16 protein-coding genes, 2 pseudogenes and 1 riboswitch are annotated in these 19,193 nt (G+C 72.3%); of the genes and pseudogenes, 5 read left to right on the top strand and 13 right to left on the bottom strand.

What is annotated here, in order from left to right; genetic code table 11:
- Window positions 1-71: 71 nt before the first annotated feature.
- The 5 genes and pseudogenes from ACIF80_RS13650 to ACIF80_RS13630 all read right to left on the bottom strand — a co-directional run.
- Window positions 72-846 (bottom strand): annotated as a pseudogene (locus tag ACIF80_RS13650) (FecCD family ABC transporter permease); the annotation flags it as partial.
- Window positions 843-1,898: an ABC transporter substrate-binding protein gene (locus ACIF80_RS13645; protein ID WP_399803453.1), complete on the bottom strand. Its 1,056-nt coding sequence runs from the start codon at window positions 1,896-1,898 to the stop codon at window positions 843-845. The pseudogene ACIF80_RS13650 and the gene ACIF80_RS13645, both read right to left, overlap by 4 nt.
- Window positions 1,899-1,959: 61 nt before the next feature.
- Window positions 1,960-2,172: riboswitch (cobalamin riboswitch) on the bottom strand.
- Between the two features lie 210 nt (window positions 2,173-2,382).
- Entirely contained in the window at window positions 2,383-3,414 is a 1,032-nt protein-coding gene (gene dmpG / locus ACIF80_RS13640) for a 4-hydroxy-2-oxovalerate aldolase (RefSeq protein ID WP_399803450.1), read from the bottom strand.
- Window positions 3,411-4,397 carry an acetaldehyde dehydrogenase (acetylating) gene (locus ACIF80_RS13635; protein WP_399803447.1) on the bottom strand — a complete coding sequence of 329 codons (987 nt, stop codon included), beginning with the start codon at window positions 4,395-4,397 and terminating at the stop codon, window positions 3,411-3,413. Before ACIF80_RS13635 ends, dmpG begins: the two co-directional genes overlap by 4 nt.
- A complete protein-coding gene (locus ACIF80_RS13630) occupies window positions 4,394-5,257 on the bottom strand; it encodes a 2-keto-4-pentenoate hydratase (RefSeq protein WP_399803444.1) in 864 nt (287 codons plus the stop codon). Before ACIF80_RS13630 ends, ACIF80_RS13635 begins: the two co-directional genes overlap by 4 nt.
- A 141-nt stretch (window positions 5,258-5,398) precedes the next feature.
- On the opposite strand from ACIF80_RS13630, the gene ACIF80_RS13625 reads away from it, so the two are divergent.
- A complete protein-coding gene (locus ACIF80_RS13625) occupies window positions 5,399-6,220 on the top strand; it encodes an IclR family transcriptional regulator (protein WP_399803967.1) in 822 nt (273 codons plus the stop codon).
- A 205-nt stretch (window positions 6,221-6,425) separates the two neighbouring features.
- Window positions 6,426-6,707: pseudogene (locus ACIF80_RS13620) on the top strand (Atu4866 domain-containing protein); the annotation flags it as partial.
- Between the two features lie 85 nt (window positions 6,708-6,792).
- Here the strand turns inward: ACIF80_RS13620 and ACIF80_RS13615 are convergent.
- The gene (locus ACIF80_RS13615; RefSeq protein ID WP_399803441.1) at window positions 6,793-8,823 is read right to left on the bottom strand and encodes a BTAD domain-containing putative transcriptional regulator; all 2,031 of its coding nucleotides are present in this window, start codon (window positions 8,821-8,823) and stop codon (window positions 6,793-6,795) included.
- Window positions 8,824-9,006: 183 nt separating this feature from the next.
- Here ACIF80_RS13615 and ACIF80_RS13610 point away from each other — a divergent pair, with 183 nt between their 5' ends.
- A complete protein-coding gene (locus ACIF80_RS13610; RefSeq protein ID WP_399803438.1) occupies window positions 9,007-9,885 on the top strand; it encodes an alpha/beta fold hydrolase in 879 nt (292 codons plus the stop codon).
- 242 nt (window positions 9,886-10,127) lie between these two features.
- Here ACIF80_RS13610 and ACIF80_RS13605 read toward each other — a convergent pair whose 3' ends face one another.
- The 5 genes from ACIF80_RS13605 to ACIF80_RS13585 form a co-directional block, all read right to left on the bottom strand.
- On the bottom strand, window positions 10,128-11,336 hold the full coding sequence (locus ACIF80_RS13605) for an MFS transporter (RefSeq protein WP_399803435.1): 1,209 nt from the start codon (window positions 11,334-11,336) through the stop codon (window positions 10,128-10,130).
- 545 nt (window positions 11,337-11,881) lie between these two features.
- Complete coding sequence (locus ACIF80_RS13600) at window positions 11,882-13,078, bottom strand: RNA polymerase sigma factor (protein WP_399803432.1); 1,197 nt, start codon at window positions 13,076-13,078, stop codon at window positions 11,882-11,884.
- A 31-nt stretch (window positions 13,079-13,109) separates the two neighbouring features.
- The gene (locus ACIF80_RS13595) at window positions 13,110-13,517 is read right to left on the bottom strand and encodes a YciI family protein (RefSeq protein ID WP_399803429.1); all 408 of its coding nucleotides are present in this window, start codon (window positions 13,515-13,517) and stop codon (window positions 13,110-13,112) included.
- A gap of 204 nt (window positions 13,518-13,721) precedes the next feature.
- Window positions 13,722-14,876: a TolB family protein gene (locus ACIF80_RS13590; RefSeq protein WP_399803426.1), complete on the bottom strand. Its 1,155-nt coding sequence runs from the start codon at window positions 14,874-14,876 to the stop codon at window positions 13,722-13,724.
- Window positions 14,877-15,196: 320 nt separating this feature from the next.
- Window positions 15,197-15,649 carry a DUF2809 domain-containing protein gene (locus ACIF80_RS13585; protein ID WP_399803423.1) on the bottom strand — a complete coding sequence of 151 codons (453 nt, stop codon included), beginning with the start codon at window positions 15,647-15,649 and terminating at the stop codon, window positions 15,197-15,199.
- A 264-nt stretch (window positions 15,650-15,913) separates the two neighbouring features.
- Between ACIF80_RS13585 and ACIF80_RS13580 the strand changes: the two genes are divergently transcribed.
- On the top strand, window positions 15,914-16,366 hold the full coding sequence (locus ACIF80_RS13580) for an SRPBCC domain-containing protein (protein ID WP_399803421.1): 453 nt from the start codon (window positions 15,914-15,916) through the stop codon (window positions 16,364-16,366).
- Between the two features lie 315 nt (window positions 16,367-16,681).
- Here ACIF80_RS13580 and ACIF80_RS13575 read toward each other — a convergent pair whose 3' ends face one another.
- Together ACIF80_RS13575 and ACIF80_RS13570 are read right to left on the bottom strand one after the other, a co-directional pair.
- A complete protein-coding gene (locus ACIF80_RS13575) occupies window positions 16,682-17,668 on the bottom strand; it encodes a phosphotransferase family protein (RefSeq protein ID WP_399803418.1) in 987 nt (328 codons plus the stop codon).
- Between the two features lie 200 nt (window positions 17,669-17,868).
- Window positions 17,869-18,030 (bottom strand): hypothetical protein, encoded by a 162-nt coding sequence (locus ACIF80_RS13570; RefSeq protein WP_399803415.1) that lies wholly within the window; start codon window positions 18,028-18,030, stop codon window positions 17,869-17,871.
- Window positions 18,031-18,291: 261 nt separating this feature from the next.
- On the opposite strand from ACIF80_RS13570, the gene ACIF80_RS13565 reads away from it, so the two are divergent.
- Entirely contained in the window at window positions 18,292-18,891 is a 600-nt protein-coding gene (locus tag ACIF80_RS13565; RefSeq protein ID WP_399803414.1) for an acyltransferase, read from the top strand.
- The last annotated feature ends 302 nt before the right edge of the window (window positions 18,892-19,193 follow it).

The following is a 19,193-nucleotide window of genomic DNA, read 5'->3' as shown; positions in this document are numbered from 1 at the left end:
GGGGGCGGGGGCGGCGGGGCGGGGGGGCGGGGGGGGGCGCGCCCCCCCCCCCCCGGGCCCCCCGGCCCCGGCGCAGCTGACCAGGACGGCGGTGAGCAGCGCCGTGGCACACAGCAGGACGAGGCGGGAGCGGGCGATGTGCACGCCGAGGCCGGCGGCGGCCTCCTCGCCGAAGGCGAAGGCGTCCAGGCTGGTGGAGTGCCCGAGGCAGACGACGAGCACCAGGGCGAGGACCGCCGTGCACAGCAGCACCTGGCCCCAGTCGGCACCGGCGAGCGAGCCGAGCAGCCAGAACAGCACGCCCTTGGTGGTCTCCGCGTCGGCGGAGGTCAGCACGGTGAACGAGGTCAGCGCGGAGAACAGTTGCATGGCCGCCACCCCGGACAGCACCACCCGGTCCATGCTCCCGCCGAGGCTGTGGCTGAGCAGCATCACGAGCCCGAAGGACACCAGCGCGCCGGCGAAGGCGCCCGCCGACAGCGACAGCGCTCCGCCGCCGACACCAAGCACCAACACGGCGACCGCGCCCGTGGACGCCCCGGAGGACACGCCGAGTACGAACGGGTCGGCGAGCGGGTTGCGCAGCAGGGACTGCATGACCGCGCCGCACAGGGCGAGTCCGGCGCCGCACACGGCGGCGAGCAGGGTGCGCGGCATCCGCAGGTTCCACACGATGCCGTCGCGCAGCGGCGTCATCGTGCTGTCGCCGCCGCCCAGATGGGCTTCCACCGACGCCCACACGTCGGCGGTGGAGATGTCGGCGGGCCCGATGGTCGCGGCGGCGGCGACGGAGGCGGCCAGTGCCGCGAGCCCGCCGCCGGTCAGCAGCAGGGTGCGCGGGCTCACTTGGTGAGCCCGAAGTCGCGCAGGCCGGCGGCGACCTGCTCGATCCCTTCCACGGTGCGGAGGGAGGGGTTCATCGCCTGGCCGCTGAGCAGGACGTACCGCTTCTTCTTCACCGCGGCGAGGTTGCGCGTGGCCGGGTTGGTCTCCAGGAAACGGATCTTCGCCTCGGCGGTTTCCGCGGTCTGGGACTTGCGGGTCAGGTCGCCGAGGACGATGACGTCGGGGTCGCGGTCGGCGACCGTCTCCCAGTTGATCTGCGGCCACTCGTCGTGGGTGTCGGAGAAGGCGTTCTCGGCACCGACCTCGCGGGTGATGGCGCCGGGGGCGCCGCAGCAGCCGGCCAGGTAGGGCGACTGGGAGTTGGCGAACCAGTACATGAGGGAGGTGCCGGAGGCGTCCAGGCCGTCGGTGGCCCCGCGCACCCGCTCCTTCAGTTCCGCGACCAGTTCGTCGCCGCGCTCCTCGATGCCGAAGACGCGGGCGAGATCGCGTATTTCGCCGTAGACGGTGTCGAGGGTGAGCGCCGTGCTGCGGGAGCCGTCGCCGCCGCTGTCGTTGTCCTTCCCGGCGGCGCAGTCCGCCGGGGAGACGTACGTGGGAACGCCCAGTTCCCCGAACTGCTCGCGGGTGGCGACGCCGCCCCTGCCGAGCGTGGAGACGAAGGATGCGGTGACGAAGTCGGGTTCGGCGTCCAGCACCTCCTCGAAGGAAGGGTTGTTGTCCGCCAGGCGGGGCACCGACGTGTTGGCCTTCTTCAGGCCCTTCATCACCGGGTCGGTCCAGGTGGCGGTGCCGGCCATGCGGTCGGCGAGGCCGAGGGAGAGCAGGATCTCGGTGGTGCCCTGGTTGAGGGAGACGACGCGCTCGGGTGCCGACTTCACCGTGATCCGGTTCCCGCAGTTGTCGAAGGTCAGCGGGTAGCCAGACGCGGCGGACCGTTCCGGGCCGGCGGCGGTGTCCTCGCCGGCTCCGCCGCAGGCGGTGAGCAGCAGGGCGGGAGTGAGGAGAAGGGCTGCGGCACGGCAGCGGGGAACGGAGAGAGCACGGGGCACGGGTACGCCTTGCACTGTCGGGGCTCGTACGCGGAGCCTGGCCTACAAAGGACCTCACCGCCGACGGCGGCGAGGTGCCAGCAGGTCTTCGGACTCGGGTTCGTCCGGACGGAGCGCCTTCCCAGGGCAGTGCGCGCCGGCCCTTTGGCCGACCCGCCGCCCCAGTGGCGTCATGAGTGCTCCGCCCGTCCCCCTCACCGCTGCGCGTCAGTTCCGGATTCCCACCGGATTCCCTGGCCTCGGATGTGGCACGACTGGCTCCGGAAGCGTACCAAGACGTTCGTACGACCTGGTCGCGGGAGAGCGCGGCGCCGGTCGCGCCCGCGACGGTGCGTTCCGGTACCGCTCGCCGGGTCCGCCGCCGGTTCGCCGTCCCGGTGCCGCCGGAGGCTGATCGCCCGTCTGCCCGGCGCGCCTGCGGCCCGGGGCCCGGGGCGGGTGCGGCGGCGCACCCGCCCCGGGCCGGACCGGCCGTGCATGGGTGTCAGCCCGCCGGGGCCTGCGCCACGAGGTCGAGAGCGATATCGGTGATCATGTCCTCCTGGCCGCCGACCATCTTGCGGCGCCCGACCTCGACGAGGATCGCGCGGGTGTCGATGCCGTAGCGCTCGGAGGCCCGTTCGGCGTGGCGCAGGAAGCTGGAGTACACGCCCGCGTAGCCGAGCGTCAGCGTCTCCCGGTCGACCTGCACCGTGCGGTCCTGCAGCGGCCGTACGAGATCGTCGGCCGCGTCCATGAGGGGGAACAGGTCGCAGCCGTGGTCCCAGCCCATGAGGTCGGCGACCGCGATGAACGCCTCCAGCGGGCAGTTGCCCGCCCCCGCGCCCTGACCCGCGAGCGAGGCGTCGACGCGGGTGACGCCGTTCTCGACGGCGACCACGGTGTTGGCCACACCGAGGGCGAGGTTGTGGTGGGCGTGGATGCCGAGTCCGGTGGCCGGGTCGAGGACGTCGCGGTAGGCCCTGACGCGGTCACGGACCCCGTCCATGGTGAGCCGGCCGCCGGAGTCGGTGACGTAGACGCAGTGGGCGCCGTAGGACTCCATGAGCTTGGCCTGGCGGGCGAGTTCGGCCGGCTCGGCCATGTGGGACATCATCAGGAACCCCGCGACGTCCATACCCAGCTCACGCGCCGCCGCGATGTGCTGGGCGGAGATGTCCGCCTCGGTGCAGTGCGTGGCGATCCGCACGGAGCGGATCCCCAGGGAGTGGGCCCGCTTGAGGTCGTGGACGGTGCCGATGCCGGGCAGCAGGAGCGTCGTGGGTATGGCGTGCCGCGTGGCACCGGCCACCGCTTCGATCCATTCCCAGTCGGTGTGGGCGCCGACGCCGTAGTTGATGCTGGAGCCGGCCAGGCCGTCACCGTGGGCGATCTCGATCGCGGCCACGCCGGCCGCGTCCAGCTCGGCGGCGATGGCGCGGGCCTGGTCGACGGTGTAGCGATGGCGGACGGCGTGCATGCCGTCCCGCAGTGTCACGTCCTGCACGTACAGGGCGGGCTGCTGCTGTGCGGTCATCGGGAGACCACCTCCGGCGTGTGGTGGGCGGCCATGCGCTCCGCGGTGCGCAGCGCGGCCGAGGTCATGATGTCGAGGTTGCCGGCGTAGGACGGCAGGTAGTGGGCGGCGCCCTCGACCTCGAGGAACACCGACACCCGTGTCGCGTCCGGGGTGCGGGAGCCGGCGGGGAGGAGGGAACGCAGCGGGTCGTCGGCGGCGACCCGGTCGAACTGCACGGCCTGCTTGAGGCGGTAGCCGGGGACGTAGCCCTGGACCCGGGCGACCATCTCCTCCACCGAGTCCTTCACCGCGGTGTCGTCGCATTCGCCCACCAGGCAGTGGACGGTGTCGCGCATGATGAGTGCGGGTTCGGCGGGGTTGAGGATGATGATGGCCTTGCCGCGGGCCGCGCCGCCGACCTGTTCGATGGCGGACGACGTGGTCTCGGTGAACTCGTCGATGTTGGCCCGGGTGCCCGGTCCGGCCGAGCGGGACGCGATGGATGCGACGATCTCGCCGTAGTGCACGGGCGTGACCGCTCCGACCGCCGCGACGACGGGAATGGTGGCCTGGCCGCCGCAGGTGACCATGTTGACGTTGGCGGCGCCGAGGTGGGCCGCGCCGTTGACCGGCGGCACCACGTAGGGGCCCAGTGCGGCGGGGGTGAGGTCGACGAGTGTGCGGCCCAGGGGGCGCAGGACGTCCTCGTGGTGGCGGTGGGCCCCGGCCGAGGTGGCGTCGAAGACGATGTCGATGTCGGCGAACTCGTCCATCCTCACCAGCCCCTCCACCCCTTCGTGGGTGGTGGCGACCTTGAGGCGGCGTGCGCGTGCCAGGCCGTCGGAGTCCGGGTCGATGCCCGCCATGGCGGTGATCTCCAGGCTCTCGGAGAGCCGCAGCACCTTGATCATCAGGTCGGTGCCGATGTTGCCGGAGCCGATGACCGCTACTCTGGTCCGCCTCGCGGGGGCCGTGCTCGTCGTGGTGGTCGTGCTCGTCACTGCTGTGCTCCCTCGTCCGGGGTGTCCTGGGTGTCCGGGGTGTCGGTGGTGTCCGGTGCGAACGAGACCTGTACGGAGCCGAGCCCGGTGATGTGGGCGTCGAAGCGGTCGCCGGGAGCGGCCACGGCCATGGGTCCCAGGGCACCGGTGAGGACGATGTCCCCCGCGCGCAGCGGATCTCCGGCGGCGGCGAGTACGTCCGCCAGCCAGACGGCGGCGTTGAGCGGGCCGCCCAGGCAGTCGCGCCCCGAGCCGCTGGACACCTCCTCCTCGTTGCGCAGCAACGTCATCCGCACGTCCCTCAGGTTCACCGCGGTCAGCGGCACGGGGGTGCCGCCGAGGACGAAGAGGCCCGAGGAGGCGTTGTCGCAGACCGTGTCGACGATGGAGATGTCCCAGCCGCTGATGCGGCTGTCGACGATCTCCAGAGCGGGCAGGGCGAAGTCCACCGCGCGCAGTACGTCGGCGACCGTGGGTCCGACGAAGGGAAGGTCGGCGCCGAGGACGAGTGCCACTTCGGCCTCGACCTTGGGCTGGAGCAGCCTCCGGGCAGGGACCGTTCCGCCGTCGGGAACGGCCATGTCGGACAGCAGGGCTCCGAAGTCCGGCTGGTCGACGCCGAGTTGCTTCTGCACGGCCGGTGAGGTGAGGCCGATCTTGCGGCCCACGATCCTGCGGCCGTCGGTGAGGCTGCGCCGCACGTTGAGACGCTGCACCTCGTAGGCGGTGCCGATGTCGCCGGCGCCGAGGAGCGTGCGCACAGGCGGACACGTCACGCCCGTCTGCGCGGCCTGCTTCAGGAGGTCGGCCGCCTTCAGGATGGGACCGGGCGGCGGGTCGTACAGGGGAGGCGTGGTCATGTTGCCCTCGGGGAGTGCGTCGGAAGGGTGGTTCCGGAGGTTCGGGACCGGAGTCCGGCGGGTGCGGAGCTTCCGGTATAGACAGGGGGGCGCACCTCTGACAATCATTGTTCCGTGACACGGAACAATGACCAGGGCAACATGCTGGACAAAGCGGTATCCATCCTGAATTGCTTCGACAGCGTCGGCGGATCGTTCCGGCTCACGGAACTCTCGGACCGTACGGGGCTGCCGAAGGCCACGGTGCACCGGCTGACCGCGGATCTGGTCCGCCTCCAGCTGATGGAGAAGGAGGGCACCGCCTACCGTCTCGGCGGCCGGCTCTTCGAACTGGGCAGTCTGGTTCCGCGCCGGCACGGCCTGCGGGAGACGGCCCTGCCCTTCCTCCAGGATCTCTACGAGGCCACCCACGAGACGGTGCACCTCGGTGTGCGCGAAGGACGGGAGGTGGTCTACCTGGAGCGCATCCACGGCCACGACCGGCTGCCGCTGCCCTCACGGGTGGGCGGACGTCTCCCGCTGAGCTGCACCGGCGTGGGCAAGGCACTGCTGGCCTTCGCCGGCCCCGAGCTGGTGGAGACGGTGCTGGGCGAGACTCCCCTGCCGCAGCTCACCCGCTACTCGACCTCCGACCCCGACCGGCTGCGGACCGCCATCGAGCAGGCGCACGTCTCCGGTCTGGCCTACGAGGAGCAGGAGGCCGCCCTCGGAGTGAGCTGCATCGCCGCTCCCGTCTTCGACGGCAGCGGTACGGCCGTCGCCGCCCTGTCCGTCGCCGTACCGCGCGCCCGTTTCCAGCCGGCGCAGCTCGCCCCCGCCGTACGCACCGCGGCGCTGGGCCTGTCCCGCGCACTGCGTGCCGACAGTGCGGAACGACGGCCGTCCGCGCAGCACACGCTCACGGCCCTGCGCGCCGAGGCAGGCCGGGACGACGGTCGCCAGGGGGTGTCACGTCCTGGATGACCCGGGAAGGGACTCGCACGATGACGGTATGCCCAGAACGCAGCATGTCCTGTGCTCGTGCCACTGGTCCTGACGGTCCTCTCGGCGTCCGCCTGCCGGCAGACGGACGGGTGGGACCGGTCCCCCGACCCGCCCGCCGTCGCAGAGCCGGACGTCCGACGGCAGCCGGACGTCCGGCGGCGGGACGGCAAGCCCCGGGGAGTCCCACCCGTATGCCGCCATGTGGGTCACGGCGGACCACCACATCAGGCAGGAGCTGCTCCCCGACGGCCGCTACGACGAAGCGCGCGGGGATCGCGAAAGCGCCTGCACCGGCCGGTACCGGGTGGACGGGAACCGCATCCGGTACGTGGGCGACACCGGGTTCACGGCGGACGGGACGTTCGACGGAGATGTGCTGCACCACGGCGGATACGTGTTCTACCGCGAGGGAAGCGCAGCCCATCGCCGGGCGGCGGCGGGCGCGACGGCCACGCCGGCGGGGTGAGTACGGGTACCGCCTCCGTCACCGACCTCCACGGGCAAGCTCCCGGACCGGCTCGGCCGCCCGCCCGCCCGCCGGTGGAGAACCGTCAGGCCTGGCCGAGGGCCGTCGCGAGGGCGGTCAGGTGCTCCGACACCGGGCCGAGGGTGAGGAGTCCGCTGCCCGCGCCGGCCAGTTCGCCGGCCGCGGGAGTGAGCGCGGTGTGGGCGCGTCGCATGCCGTCCCGGTCGCCGAGGGTGAGGGCCGCTCGGGCGGTGAGGCACCACAGGGCTTCCTGGAGGAGGTCGCGCGGCGGGTCGGGGGTCTCGCGCAGGGCCTCGGCGGCCTCGGCACGGCGGGCCTGTCCGATCAGTACGAGGGGCCGGACCCAGGGAGCGTACGGTCCCCAGTCCACGGTCTCCTCGAAGCCCAGGGGCAGGCCGTGCCGCAGACGCAGGCACAGCAGCGCCAACGGCGGCAGACCGCGGGCGAGGCCGGGCATGCCGCAGCCGTCCAGCAGGGCCGCGGCGTCCCGGTAGGCCGCCTCCACCTCGGGGGCCGGCGCCCGGCCGGTCGCGTCCAGCCGCAGGGCGGCGTATCCACGGGTGAACACGGCGACCAGCGGCCGTTCGTGACGGTCCGCCAGGCGGTCGGCGGCGGCCGCGTGCCGGTCGGCCGAGGGAAAGTCCCCGAGGGCGCTGCGCGCCTGCAGCCGGACGAGGTGACCGAGGATCTCGAACGTGGCCAGGCCGTGCCGGGCGGAGACGTCGACCAGCTCCGTGCCGATCCCGTCCCGGCGCGGGGCCAGCCCGGCGCGGTGGAAACACTGCATGAAGGCGGCGTTGAGGGTGAACGCCAGCAGTGCCGGGTCGCCGAGGCCGCGGGCCAACTGCTCGGCCTGCCGGGCGGTTTGCCGACCACGCGGTCCGGCGGTGCCGCGCGACTCCAGTGCGATCGTCGCCAACAGCCGGGCCCTGGCGTCCTCGTGGCCCTCGGCGGGCAGGGCGGCGAGGGTGCGTTCGGCGGCCCTGACGACCTGTGCCGCCTGCTCCGGGTCGTCCGGGCGCGTCCAGATCGCCGGGACGTCGTAGTCGCCGATCACCCGGGCGGTGAGTTCGGCGTCACCCAGTTCCTCGGCCGCCGTGATGGCCGAGACCCGGTGCTCGAGGGCGGCCGGCAGACCACCGCCACCGCCGGCCACCGCGAGCCCGCGCAGCAGTCCCACGGTGGACTCCAGGCGGGCCCGCGCGCCTGTGGCCACGGTGCGGTCGTACGAGGCGGCGACCCGTTCCCACACCTGCCCCGTCGACCCGCCGGTGCCGGAGGCGGGGCCGGTACGGCCGGCCTGGTGAAGGATGTCCGTCTCCAGGCCGCGCAGCCCCGGGCCCGGGTCGATGCCCAGCTCCTCGGCGAGGACGGTGCGCGCCTGGCGCAGCACGGCCAGCGCGTCGCCCTGACGGCCGGCACGGTACAGCGCCAGGGCGAGCAGCCGCCAGGCGTGCTCCCGCCCCGGGTGCTCCGCCGTGTGCGTCCGCAGATCCGCCGCCACCCGCTCGGCATGGCCCAGGGCCAGCAGCGCTTCGGCGTGCAGTTCCACGGCGTGCAGCCGCAGTTCGGCCAGGCGTCGGCTCTCCGCCCGAGCCCATGACTGGTCCGCGAACTCCGCGTAGGCCGGACCGCGCCACCGGCCGAGCGCCTCCTCGAGACGGGAGGCCGCGTCCTTCGGCGGGAGCGCCGTGGTGGCGGTGACCGCCTGCTCGAACTGCCAGGCGTCCACCTCGTGCGCGGCGGCGCGCAGCGCGTACCCGGGGCCTTCGGTGACCAGCAGCCTGGCCGGAGTCCGCGGGGCGCGGTCCGGTTCCAGGGTGCGGCGCAGCGCGGCGACGAAAGTGCGCACCGAGCCCGCCGCGTCGCCGGGCGGATCGGGCCAGAGGTCCTCGACCAGGCGCCGGACCGGCACGACCCGCCCCCGGGCGATGATCAGCCGCGCGAGCACCGAGCGGTGTCTGGGGCCCTTGAGAGCGAGGCGCCTGCCACGCACTTCGGCTTTGATGCCTGCGGTTTCGTCTGCGTCTGCGTCTGCGTCTGCGTCTGCGTCCCAGGCCATCACGGGACCGAGCACACCGAAGACGACACGCACTCTTCCCCACTCTCCTTCCGCCGGGCGGTCGCCTCACGCCGGACTGCCGCGATGCCGTTGTGCCGCAATGCCGCGTTGCCGTCCGGGCGGCATTCCCGGCTGCCGAGCGACCTTGCTCATCCACTGCTCATCCGGCGCCCACAGCATGGAGGAGCCCGCTTCCCCAAGGAAAGGAGCCTGGTCATGACGCCTGTCATCGCCGGTTTCGACCATCATCGTATTCCCGTCGCCGACGGGGTCCTCCTGCACGCGGCCGTAGGCGGCTCGGGCCCTCCCGTCGTGCTGCTGCATGGCTTCCCGCAGACCCACCTCATGTGGCGTCACGTGGCCGTCGGCCTCGCCGCCGAGCACACCGTGATCTGCCCCGACCTGCGCGGCTACGGTGCCAGTGACAAGCCGGCGGACACCGACGGCACGGTCTACGCCAAGCGCACCATGGCCGACGACGTCGTCGCTCTGGCCCGCGCCCTCGGGCACGAGCGGTTCGCGCTGGCCGGGCACGACCGCGGCGCCCTGGTGGCCTTCCGCGCCGCGCTCGACCATCCCGGTACGGTCACCCACCTGGCCTGCCTCGACGTCCTGCCGACCCTCGACATGTGGGAGGTGCTGCGAGGCGTCACCGCGTCCGTCGCCTTCCACCTGTACCTGATGGCTCAGCCGCCGGGCCTGCCGGAGCGCATGATCGCCGCCGACCCGGACACCTTCTTCGGCCATTTCCTCGACATCTGGACGACCGACGACCGGGCGATCCCGGCGGACGTCCGCGCCGCGTACCTGGCGGCCTGCCGTGCCTCGGTTCCTTCGATCGTGGCCGACTACCGCGCCTCCGCCGGCGTCGACCTCGAACACGACCGGGCCGACCTGAGCGCCGGGAGCCGGCTGCGCATGCCGGTCACGGTGCTCCAGCAGGACTGGGGCGCGGCGCTGGGTTACGACGCCGCCGCGGTCTGGCGCGCCTGGGCACCCGGCCTGCGGCACACCACCGTCGCTTCCGGCCACTTCATGGCCGAGGAAGCGCCCGGCGACGTCATCGAGGCCCTGCGGGACCTGCTCGCTCGCTGAGCCCCGACCGGTGACCGAGCGGGGGGCCTCGAAAGGCACGGTGCGAAGGAACGGCACAGGCCGGCCGCCTCCCTCACCCGTTCCTGTACCGGACGACCGACCCGCGCCCGGTCCTCGCGGTGCTGCGCAGGCGCCTCATCCGGACATGCTCGACGCCGCCCGCCGACGCCTGGACAGCGGGCCGGGCCGGGCCCGTCCGCAGTGCGGACGGGCCCGGCCCGGTTCACCCTCTTCCCAGGCCGTCACGTGACCGTACGCGTCTCTTGACCGGGCACGGCCGAACCTTCCATGACCACCTCGGAGCGTCGGCCGCCCCGGTCCATCAGGCCACCCGTGAAGGCCAGGCCCAGGCCGACCAGGGCAAGAGCCGCACCGGCCAGGCTGGGCGCGGCCCAGCCCCAGCCGGCCGAGATGACCAGGCCGCCGAGCCATGCCCCGCCCGCGTTGGCCAGGTTGAACGCCGAGTGGTTGGAGGCCGCCGCCATCGTCGGAGCGTTCTTGGCCTTGGCCATGAGCAGCATCTGGACGGGCGTGGTGATGAGAGAGCCCATCGCACCGATGACGGTGATCGTCACCAGGGCGGGCACGAGGCTGTGCACGGTGAAGTAGAACGTCACCAGTGCCACGGCGAGCACAGCCAGGCCCGCGTACAGCGTCGGCCGCAGGGCACGGTCCGTGAGCGGGCCGGCGATCAGCGTGCCGAGCGTCATGCCGACGCCGTAGAGCGCGAGGACCAGGGTGGTCGAGGAGTCGGAGATGCCCGTCAGATTCGTCAGCATGGGCACCAGGTAGCTGTAGACGGCGAAGAACCCGCCGAACCCGACCACGGCGACGGCCATGCCGATCGCGACCTGCCTGTTGCCCATGGCCCGCAGCTCGGTCCGGATGCCGGACTGCCGGCCCCGTGGCTGGTGGGGGACGAAGCAGGCCAGCATGAGGAGGGCGACGAGTCCGATGACGGTGACCGCCCAGTAGGCGGACCGCCAGCCCAGCTGCTGCCCGAGGGCCGTGCTGGCCGGGACTCCGACGATGTTGGCGACGGTGAGGCCGAGGAACACCTTCGAAACGGCACGTGCCGCACGCCCCGGGGCGACCAGGCGTGAGGCGACGACGGCGCCCACGCCGAACAGCGCTCCGTGCGGCAGCCCCGCCAGGAACCGCGCGGCGAAGAGCAGGCCGAAGTCGGGAGCGAGCGCGGACGCGGCGTTGCCGACCACGAACAGCCCGGACAGGAGCAGGAGCAGTCGCTTGTGGGGTATGCGCGCGCCGATGCCCGTCAGCAGGGGCGCACCGACGACGACACCGAGCGCGTAGGCGGAGACGAGGTTGCCGGCGTGCGGCACGGACACGCCGACCCCGTCGGCGATCTGGGGCAGCAGTCCCATCGTGGCGAACTCGGTCGTGCCGATGCCGAACGCGACGACAGCCAGGGCCAGCAGAGCCAGCGGCATGGTGCAGAAAACCTTTCGAAGACAACGGCCCGGGAGCCGGGGAGGGGGACGATGCCGGGCCCGACCACGAGTGGCGTCGCCGGCCGGGCGGACCGAACAGCGGCGGGGCCGGTTGCGTCGAGCGCCGGCCGTGCGTCTCTGGACGGCCTGCTGGACCGGCTTCGCGGACGGTCGGCGTGACGGCGCGGAGTGGGAAGCGTGAGGGACAACACGGCCGTACGAGCCCCGCTACGGGGTTCTGCGCCGGTGACCGGCGTAGTGTCTCCCGGCCGGACCGCGCCGTGCTGGCGCCGTCTCGTCGCGCGAGACGGCCGAAGCCGGCGAGGACACGGCGGAGGACGTACGGAGTTCCATGGTTCGTGACTCTCGGGGAGTGCGGCGACCGCCCGAGACGGGGCGAACCTGCGGGGACGAGCTGAGGAGGCGCGGGCCTCGACGGTGAGGCAGGCCGTCAAGGACGGTAACACCGATTCGATCTGTATATCGATTCACTGTGCAGCAGGAGAAGAACCCCGCGCGCAGTCCCGTCGCCCGAACGTGACCCGTCAGTGATCCCGGCGGGTGTTGAGCCGGGCGGCCTGGCGTGTCAGGTGGTCGCGTTCGGCGAGGTTGGGCGCCTTTTGGGCGGCCTCGGCGTACAGGCGTGCCGCCGTCACCGGGTCGCCGTCGCGTTCGTGGAGGTACGCCGCCACCGCGGTGCGGCGGGGCAGTGAGTCGTCCAGTGCCGCGAGCGCCGCCAGGCCGGCGCGGGGTCCGTCGGCCTCGCCGACGGCCACCGCGCGGTTGAGCCGGACGACCGGGCTGTCGGTCAGGCGTGTGAGCTCGTCGTACCACTCGACGATCTGCACCCAGTCGGTCTCTTCGGCCGTGGCCGCGTCGGCGTGGAGTGCCGCGATGGCGGCCTGGGCCTGGAACTCGCCCAGCCGGTCGCGGGCGAGGGCCGCCTGCAGGATCCCGACGCCCTCGGCGATCGACTCGGTGTCCCACCGGCCGCGGTCCTGCTCGGCGAGCGGCACCAGGCTGCCGTCGGGCGCGGTCCGGGCGGCGCGCCGGGCGTGGTGGAGCAGCATGAGGGCGAGCAGCCCCGCCACCTCGGGGTGGTCGATCGCGGCCGCGAGCTGCCGGGTGAGCCGGATGGCCTCGGCGGCGAGGTCGACGTCGCCGGAGTAGCCCTCGTTGAAGACCAGGTAGAGGACGCGCAGCACGGTGGCGACGTCGCCGGGCCGGTCGAAGCTTCCCCGAGCTCTCGACTTCGCTCGAGCAGGGGAGACTCCACTGCCGGAGACGGTGCGCTTGGCCCGGCTGATGCGCTGCGCCATGGTCGCCTCGGGCACCAGGTAGGCCTGGGCGATCTGGCGGGTGGTGAGCCCGCCGACGGCGCGCAGCGTGAGCGCGACCGCGGACGACGGCGTCAGCGACGGGTGGGCGCACAGGAAGTAGAGCCGGAGCGTGTCGTCCGCCGCGGGCACGGGTCCGGGGGGCGGTTCCTCGTCGACGAGGTTCTCACGCCGGCGGCGGGCGGTGTCCGCGCGGGCCGCGTCGAGGAAACGGCGCCAGGCCACGGCGACCAGCCAGCCCTTCGGGTCGCGTGGCGGGCGGGCCGGCCAGACGCGGACCGCCTCGACCAGCGCGTCCTGCACGGCGTCCTCGGCCGCCGCGAAGTCGGCTCCGCGGCGGACGAGGATCCCGAGCACGCCCGGCGTGAGACTCCGGAGCAGAATCTCGTTCGCCTCGGACGTCATTCCGTCATCATGTCCTTCGTGATGTCCTTCGTCATTCCGTGATGGTGGGCGGCGCGGTCAGGAACGGGCGTACCTCGAGCCATTCGTGGATCGGCTTCCCGCCCGCCCCGGGGGCGGCCGACAGTTCCCCGGCCAGCTCGACGGCGCGCTCGTAGCTGTCGACGTCGATCACCATCCAGCCGGCGATGAGGTCCTTGGTCTCGGCGAACGGGCCGTCGGTGACCGGCGGGCGCCCCTCGCCGTCGTACCGGACGAACGTCCCCTCGGGGGCGAGCGCCTGACCGTCGACGAACTCGCCGGTCCCCTCGAGCCGGGCAGCGAAGTCGTTCATGTACTGCATGTGGGCCGAGATCTCCTCCGGCGTCCACCGGTCCATGGGCACGTCGTTGACCGCGGCCGGGGCGCCCCGGTAGTGCTTCAGCAGCAGGTACTTGGCCATCGTGCTTTTCCTCGGTGCTGGTGCGACCCCTTCCGGTCGCGTTCACTGCGGGGACGGAGCCGGCCACGGGTTCTCGACATCCACGCCCGGAATCTTTTCGGCTCTCACCGATGCGCACCGCCCACCGGTGGCCATCGTCCCGGGCCGGCACAGCTTCCGCGCGCCGAAGGATCACGCGGCTCGGCGGGGCGCCGGCCGTGCCCGTCAACGCGGACGCGTGACGAAGACCTGCCGGTCACCGGCGGTGGACGACTCCCCCAGCAGGTCACGCGGTACCGCGTCGTACGCCACCGCGCGTCCGTGCGCGTCGAGAGTCGGGCCGGACGCCGGCCTTTGGTTGGCGGTGCCGTCGGGCCGGGCGGTGACCATGTCCGTGCGGCCGGTGCGGAGGTCCAGCAGATAGATCACCTGGAGCGGGCCGCGAGGCTCCCTCTCCTCGGCCGCCACGAAGACGATGTGCCGGCCGTCCGCGCTCAGGCGTCCGGTGTGCGTGGCGAACTGCGGCTTCGGGCCCAGGATGTGGCGCAGCGCTCCGCTCCTCAGGTCCTTGAGGAAGACGTCACCGGTGTCGTTGGTGCCTCCGGGGTGCAAGGTACGGCACTTGAAGCGGAACACGACGTGGCGGCCGTCCGGACTCATCACCGGGTCGCTGACCCCGTACTCGGCCGGATCGTCCGCGCACTCGGGGTCCACTCGTACTCGTTTGTCCGTGCGACGGTCGAGTGCGTAGACGTGCGTCCCGCTGTCCTCGGGTCCGTCCGTCCCCGGGCCCGACGCCAGGTAGGCGATGTGCCGGCCGTCATGGCTCAGGGACGGCGCCGCGACCCCCTGCTCCTCGCCGGCCGGGGAGTGGTCGAACCACTCGCCCGTGCCCCGTCCGAGGTCGCGCAGGCGGATGAGGGAGCGGCCTCCCGTGTCCCCCGCCGGGCCGGCCGTAAAGGTCACGTACCTTCCGTTTCCGCTGATGGCCGGCGCGTTGGCGTTGCCGAATCGGGCGTAGGTGCCGTCACTGACCAGTTCGGTACGCCCCGTGCGCACGTCGTACACATGGGCCTGGGTCCTGTCCAGCGTCGGGAAGGCCACCCGCATACCGTCGGCGCTGATGGACGGGGCGACGTACGGTCCTCCCTTGTCCATGCCGTCGGTCAGGTCGCTGGCCCAGTGCACCCTCCCGGTCCGCAGGTCCTTCACGTACACGTCGTGGACGGTGTCGGTGTCGCCGGGCGCCAGATTCGAGGCGCGTGACCAGAAGGCCACATAGCGGCCGTTGGCACTGATCGCGGCGTACTGGCTTTGTTCGTTCCCCATCGCATCGCCGGCCGTGACGTTCACGTAATCCGTACCCGGCTTCAGTTCCAACGCTCCTGCGGGCGTCGTCTGCACGACTGCGCACACAGCTGACACGGCGGCAACGGCAGCCGCTCTCCGCCCAAGACGCATTCTTCCCCCCGGTCGGCACGTCTCCCCCGGCCCTGCGGCCAGGGCTCATCTTCATGCAACCAACTCGCAGATGCGCGGTCAATGCGCTCATCGCCGTACAACCCGGACGCCTGATCGACCGTCCGCACCCGCGCCCTCGGCAACCTCGAGCGCATCGTCGCCGCGAGCCTGATCGGCACCGCCGTCGGGTGGAGAGCTGGGAGGAATTCGCCCGCACGAGCCGCCGGCCGCGCCGCCGATCACCGCGAACGGTCACTCACAGGGACGGAGGATGTCCGCCCCTGGCCCGCCCTTCGCGAGGCTACGACAAGCCATCCGGCCAGCGCGCCGACCGCGTACCAGAACAGGTCCGGTGCGTTGAAGGTGGAACCGAGGATCAGACGGGCAGCAGTGCTGTGCCCGGAGAGCTCTGCCGGCAGCCCGCTGAGCTGAAAGAACTCGACCCCCCAGCTGACGGCCAGCGCGAGCGCGCCGGCTTTCCATGCCGTCACCCGCGGTGCCACCAGGACGACGAGGGCGACGATCAGGAGGGTGTACAGGGCGTCCCCGCCGTACTTGGCCACATCTCCCGCCGCCACGGCCCTGAGACCCAGCCCCGCGCCCACGATCGCCGGCGCGGCCCCAGCCGCCAGAAGACGAATCCGGTTCGTCCCGCTGTCGACACCTGCACCGATTCCGGAAGGAGAAGCCATACGGTCATTCTGCTGGAGGCCTGGTACTCGCCCCGGCAGCCGCCCACCACACCGAGCTGCGGACGCCTGGCCGCACAGAGCCGCCCCACCGATTCTTCGACCGCTGCCGCCGTCGCCCATGTCCTGTTCCTCTCTCGGGGCGCGGCGCCCGTGCCGCACCGGTACGGGCGCGCAGGAAAGTTCCGGCAGACCGATGAATCCCCGCGCCCGCCGGCGTCTACAGACGCAACAGCCCCGAGCAACCTGAGACCAGGAGACGAAAAGATGAGCACCGAGCAGACCACCCCGGCCGGCGGCTTCTCCTACAAGCTGACTCGAACGCTGGACGCCCCCGCAGTGAAGGCGTGGCGGGCGTGGACCACCCCCGGGCAGTATGCCCAGTGGGCCTACGCCGCTGCCGGCTCCGTCGAGATGGACGTACGGCCGGGCGGAGCGTGGAAGGCCACGATGGTCACGCCCGACGGCGGACAGTTCCCGCTGACCGGCTCCTATCTCGAGGTCGTCGAGAACCGCCTCCTGGCGATCGGCATGGACGTACCCGGCAAGCCCGCGCCCGCGGTCATGACCATGGAACTCGACGAGCAGGACGACCACCACACGCAGGTCGTGCTCCGCCAGACCTGCGACACCGCGGAGGAACGCGACATGGCCGAACAGGGCAGCACCATGCTCCTCGACAGCCTGAGCGCCTTCCTGGCCGATGGAGCGAAGGACTGAACCACGCCCACACCTCACCACCGGCCCTGGATCACGCGGCAGGCCGGAACACGCCCGGCCCTGCCCTCCGGGCGACCCGCCGAGCAGTTCGATCCGGCGCGGGGGGGGGGGGGGGGGGGGGGGGGGGGGGGGGGGGGGGGGGGGGGGGGGGGGGGCGGGGCGCCCGCCCGCCCCCCCCCCCCCGGCCCCCCCCGGCGGCCCCCCCCCCGCGGGCGGCCCCCGGGGGGGGGGCGGGGGGCGGCCCCGGGGGGGGGGGGGGGGCCCCCCCCCCCCCCCCCCGGCCCTCTGCCCGCACGTAGCGGCCGGCCCTGCCCGCTACGGGAGGAGTGCCAGGGTCTCCCGCAGGTTGTGCTCGGCGATCCCGAGCATGGCGGCCCGGTCGGGATAGTCGCCGTCGAGCAGGCGCAACGGGCCGGCGATCAGGGACAGGTGCATCGCGAGCATGTAGAGGTCCAGCCGCTGTGGGTCGAGACCGGGCCGGGACAGGACGGGGTAGTGCTCGCCGAAGCGGAGCCGGAGGAAGACGTGCTCCCATTCGATGTCGAAGTGCATGAGGCCCTCGATGTCGATCAGCACCGCGTGACCATCGGCGTCGACCAGGACGTGGTCGGGGCCCAGTTCTCCGTGGATCAGCCCGTATTCGGCACGGGGGATCACCAGCGCGGCGAGGCCGTGCAGACGGTCGCGCACGTGACCTTCCGCTGCGGCGATCCTGCGGTCCCTGCCCGAGGCCTCTTCGAGATCGCGCAGGGCCCGGTCGAGAACCCGTTGCTCGCAGGAGACTCCGCCTGCGGTGCCGCCCTGCTCCAGCAGATCCATCCGGCCGTACTGCGGGGCGCGGTGTCCGTGCATGACGCCCACCATCGCGGCCAGGTCGGCCAGGGCCGTGCTCGCGCGGGCGGGATCGCTCTCAAGGAGTGCTTCGAGGGTGTCGGCGGAGATGTCCTCGACAACGGCCACGTCTGCCGGGTGGCGGTGCCGGCTGTCGTCCGCCAGGAGGAGCCGCGGAACCCTTACGCCCAAGCCGTCCAGATGCTGCCGGGCGACAAGGAACGGGATCAGACCTGAGGCGGGTGCAAACGGATCCCTGGCGTCGGCCCCCTTCTGGCCCGGCCAGAAATTCTCCTCCTCGGCCCAGCTGTAGACGATCACACTCGTCACCGGGGCCCCGTCGACCCGGACCCGGTACACCCCCTTCTTACTGCCCCCGCGCAACCGGTCCACCGCGACCGCACGGCAGCCCGGCCCCAGCCCGTCACGGACCAGTCCCGACAGGTCTTCGGTCTCCGCGAACTTCCGCATCGGCACAACGTATCGAACAGCGCGTTCGCGCATGCAGTGAAATACACCCCGGCGGCATCCGACCGCCGACCGGCGGTACGAGCCGGGCTCCGGTCCGGAAGGACAAGGACCGTGAACGGGGCTTGACGTGGAGCATCAAGCCCCGTTGATACTCCCGCGTCCGTGCCTCGTGGTGAGGGCAACGGCGCGGCGACGCGATGTCACCCGTCGAACCGGTTCCGCCCGATCCCGGTATCGGCCAACGGGGCGAGGGCACTGCGGTGGTGGTTCGTCCAGGACTGGACGGGGAAGCGGGCCGCCGGTTTCACCGACTCGGGTGCGAAGGCCGGTGACAGGTCCTCGACGCGGAACTGTTCCGTCACCGCGGAAGTCCAGGGACGGAACTCTCTTCTGCACAGTGCCATCGGCACCGACTGCTGCTCCCGCCTCGCACCGGGACGGATCCGGACGTCACCGTCCGCAAGAACTTCGAACAAGGGGCCTCGCGGAAACCGTCCGGTGGTACCGCGACAACCGCTTCTCATGGGACCGCTGAAGGAACGGGCCGTACTGTGACCCACCCACCCCCTGGCCCACGCACGCCCCTCGTCCGCGGCGGCCACTTGGCAGAAAGGTTCAACCAGATGAACTTCAGGGTCCAGCCGACCGCCCAGGTCGACGAGTCGGCCACGATCGGCGCCGGGTCGACGGTCTGGGATCTGGCCCAGATCCGTGAGGACGCGCGGCTGGGCAGCAGCTGCATCGTGGGACGGGGAGCCTATGTCGGCCCCGGGGTGCGGATCGGCGACAACGTGAAGCTCCAGAACTACGCACTGGTCTACGAACCGGCGGTACTCGGTGACGGGGTGTTCGTCGGCCCGGCGGCGGTGCTCACCAATGACTACTTCCCCCGGTCGGTGGACGTGGAGGGCCGGCTGAAGCGGGGCGACGACTGGGAGGCCGTGGCGGTCGTGGTGGACGAGGGGGCGTCCCTGGGGGCCCGTTCGGTCTGTGTGGCCCCGGTGCGCGTCGGCCGTTGGGCGCTGGTGGCGGCAGGCGCCGTGGTGACCCGGGACGTGCCCGACTTCGCTCTCGTGGCAGGCGTTCCGGCCCGCCGGATCGGCTGGGTCGGCCGGGTCGGCGTCCGGCTGGTCGAGCACGGGGGCGAGCCGGGCTGCTGGGAGTGCCCGGAGACGGGGATGCTGTACGACGAGAAGGACGGCGGACTCGTGGAGCGGGCGTGACGTCCGGCACCGGTTGTTGTTCACAGCTGTTTTCAGCTGTTTCTCTCAAAGGGAAAATCCTCAAACATCTACCGACATAGCATGTGCGCGAAGTGTGCAGACCGAGCACAATGAGCGCACAAGCCAGTCGTGCCCAGGGGGGGTTACGGGGTGATGGGGACACCTGTGTCCGAAGCCGGGAGCGCCTGACGCTGCGGCGCCTGACGTCTGCCTTTTACCGTCCGGCCGGTTGCGGCCCGACGGACACCAGTCTGTTCTGCACAGGACCCACAGGGGGGTTGGTGTGTCCGAAAGATGACCAC

The sequence above is a fragment of the Streptomyces sp. NPDC085927 genome (genome assembly GCF_044540975.1).
GTDB classification, from domain to species: Bacteria; Actinomycetota; Actinomycetes; order Streptomycetales; family Streptomycetaceae; genus Streptomyces; species Streptomyces hirsutus.
This window is presented reverse-complemented; position numbering and strand designations above follow the sequence as displayed.

Bases quoted from the DNA above. Each gene is read 5' to 3' on its own strand.
- dmpG (WP_399803450.1), bottom strand. From the start codon at position 3,414: ATGACCGCACAGCAGCAGCCCGCCCTGTACGTGCAGGACGTGACACTG.
- ACIF80_RS13630 (WP_399803444.1), bottom strand. From the start codon at position 5,257: ATGACCACGCCTCCCCTGTACGACCCGCCGCCCGGTCCCATCCTGAAG.
- ACIF80_RS13625 (WP_399803967.1), top strand. From the start codon at position 5,399: ATGCTGGACAAAGCGGTATCCATCCTGAATTGCTTCGACAGCGTCGGC.
- ACIF80_RS13610 (WP_399803438.1), top strand. From the start codon at position 9,007: ATGACGCCTGTCATCGCCGGTTTCGACCATCATCGTATTCCCGTCGCC.
- ACIF80_RS13605 (WP_399803435.1), bottom strand. From the start codon at position 11,336: ATGCCGCTGGCTCTGCTGGCCCTGGCTGTCGTCGCGTTCGGCATCGGC.
- ACIF80_RS13600 (WP_399803432.1), bottom strand. From the start codon at position 13,078: ATGACGTCCGAGGCGAACGAGATTCTGCTCCGGAGTCTCACGCCGGGC.
- ACIF80_RS13595 (WP_399803429.1), bottom strand. From the start codon at position 13,517: ATGGCCAAGTACCTGCTGCTGAAGCACTACCGGGGCGCCCCGGCCGCG.
- ACIF80_RS13585 (WP_399803423.1), bottom strand. From the start codon at position 15,649: ATGGCTTCTCCTTCCGGAATCGGTGCAGGTGTCGACAGCGGGACGAAC.
- ACIF80_RS13580 (WP_399803421.1), top strand. From the start codon at position 15,914: ATGAGCACCGAGCAGACCACCCCGGCCGGCGGCTTCTCCTACAAGCTG.
- ACIF80_RS13575 (WP_399803418.1), bottom strand. From the start codon at position 17,668: ATGCGGAAGTTCGCGGAGACCGAAGACCTGTCGGGACTGGTCCGTGAC.
- ACIF80_RS13565 (WP_399803414.1), top strand. From the start codon at position 18,292: ATGAACTTCAGGGTCCAGCCGACCGCCCAGGTCGACGAGTCGGCCACG.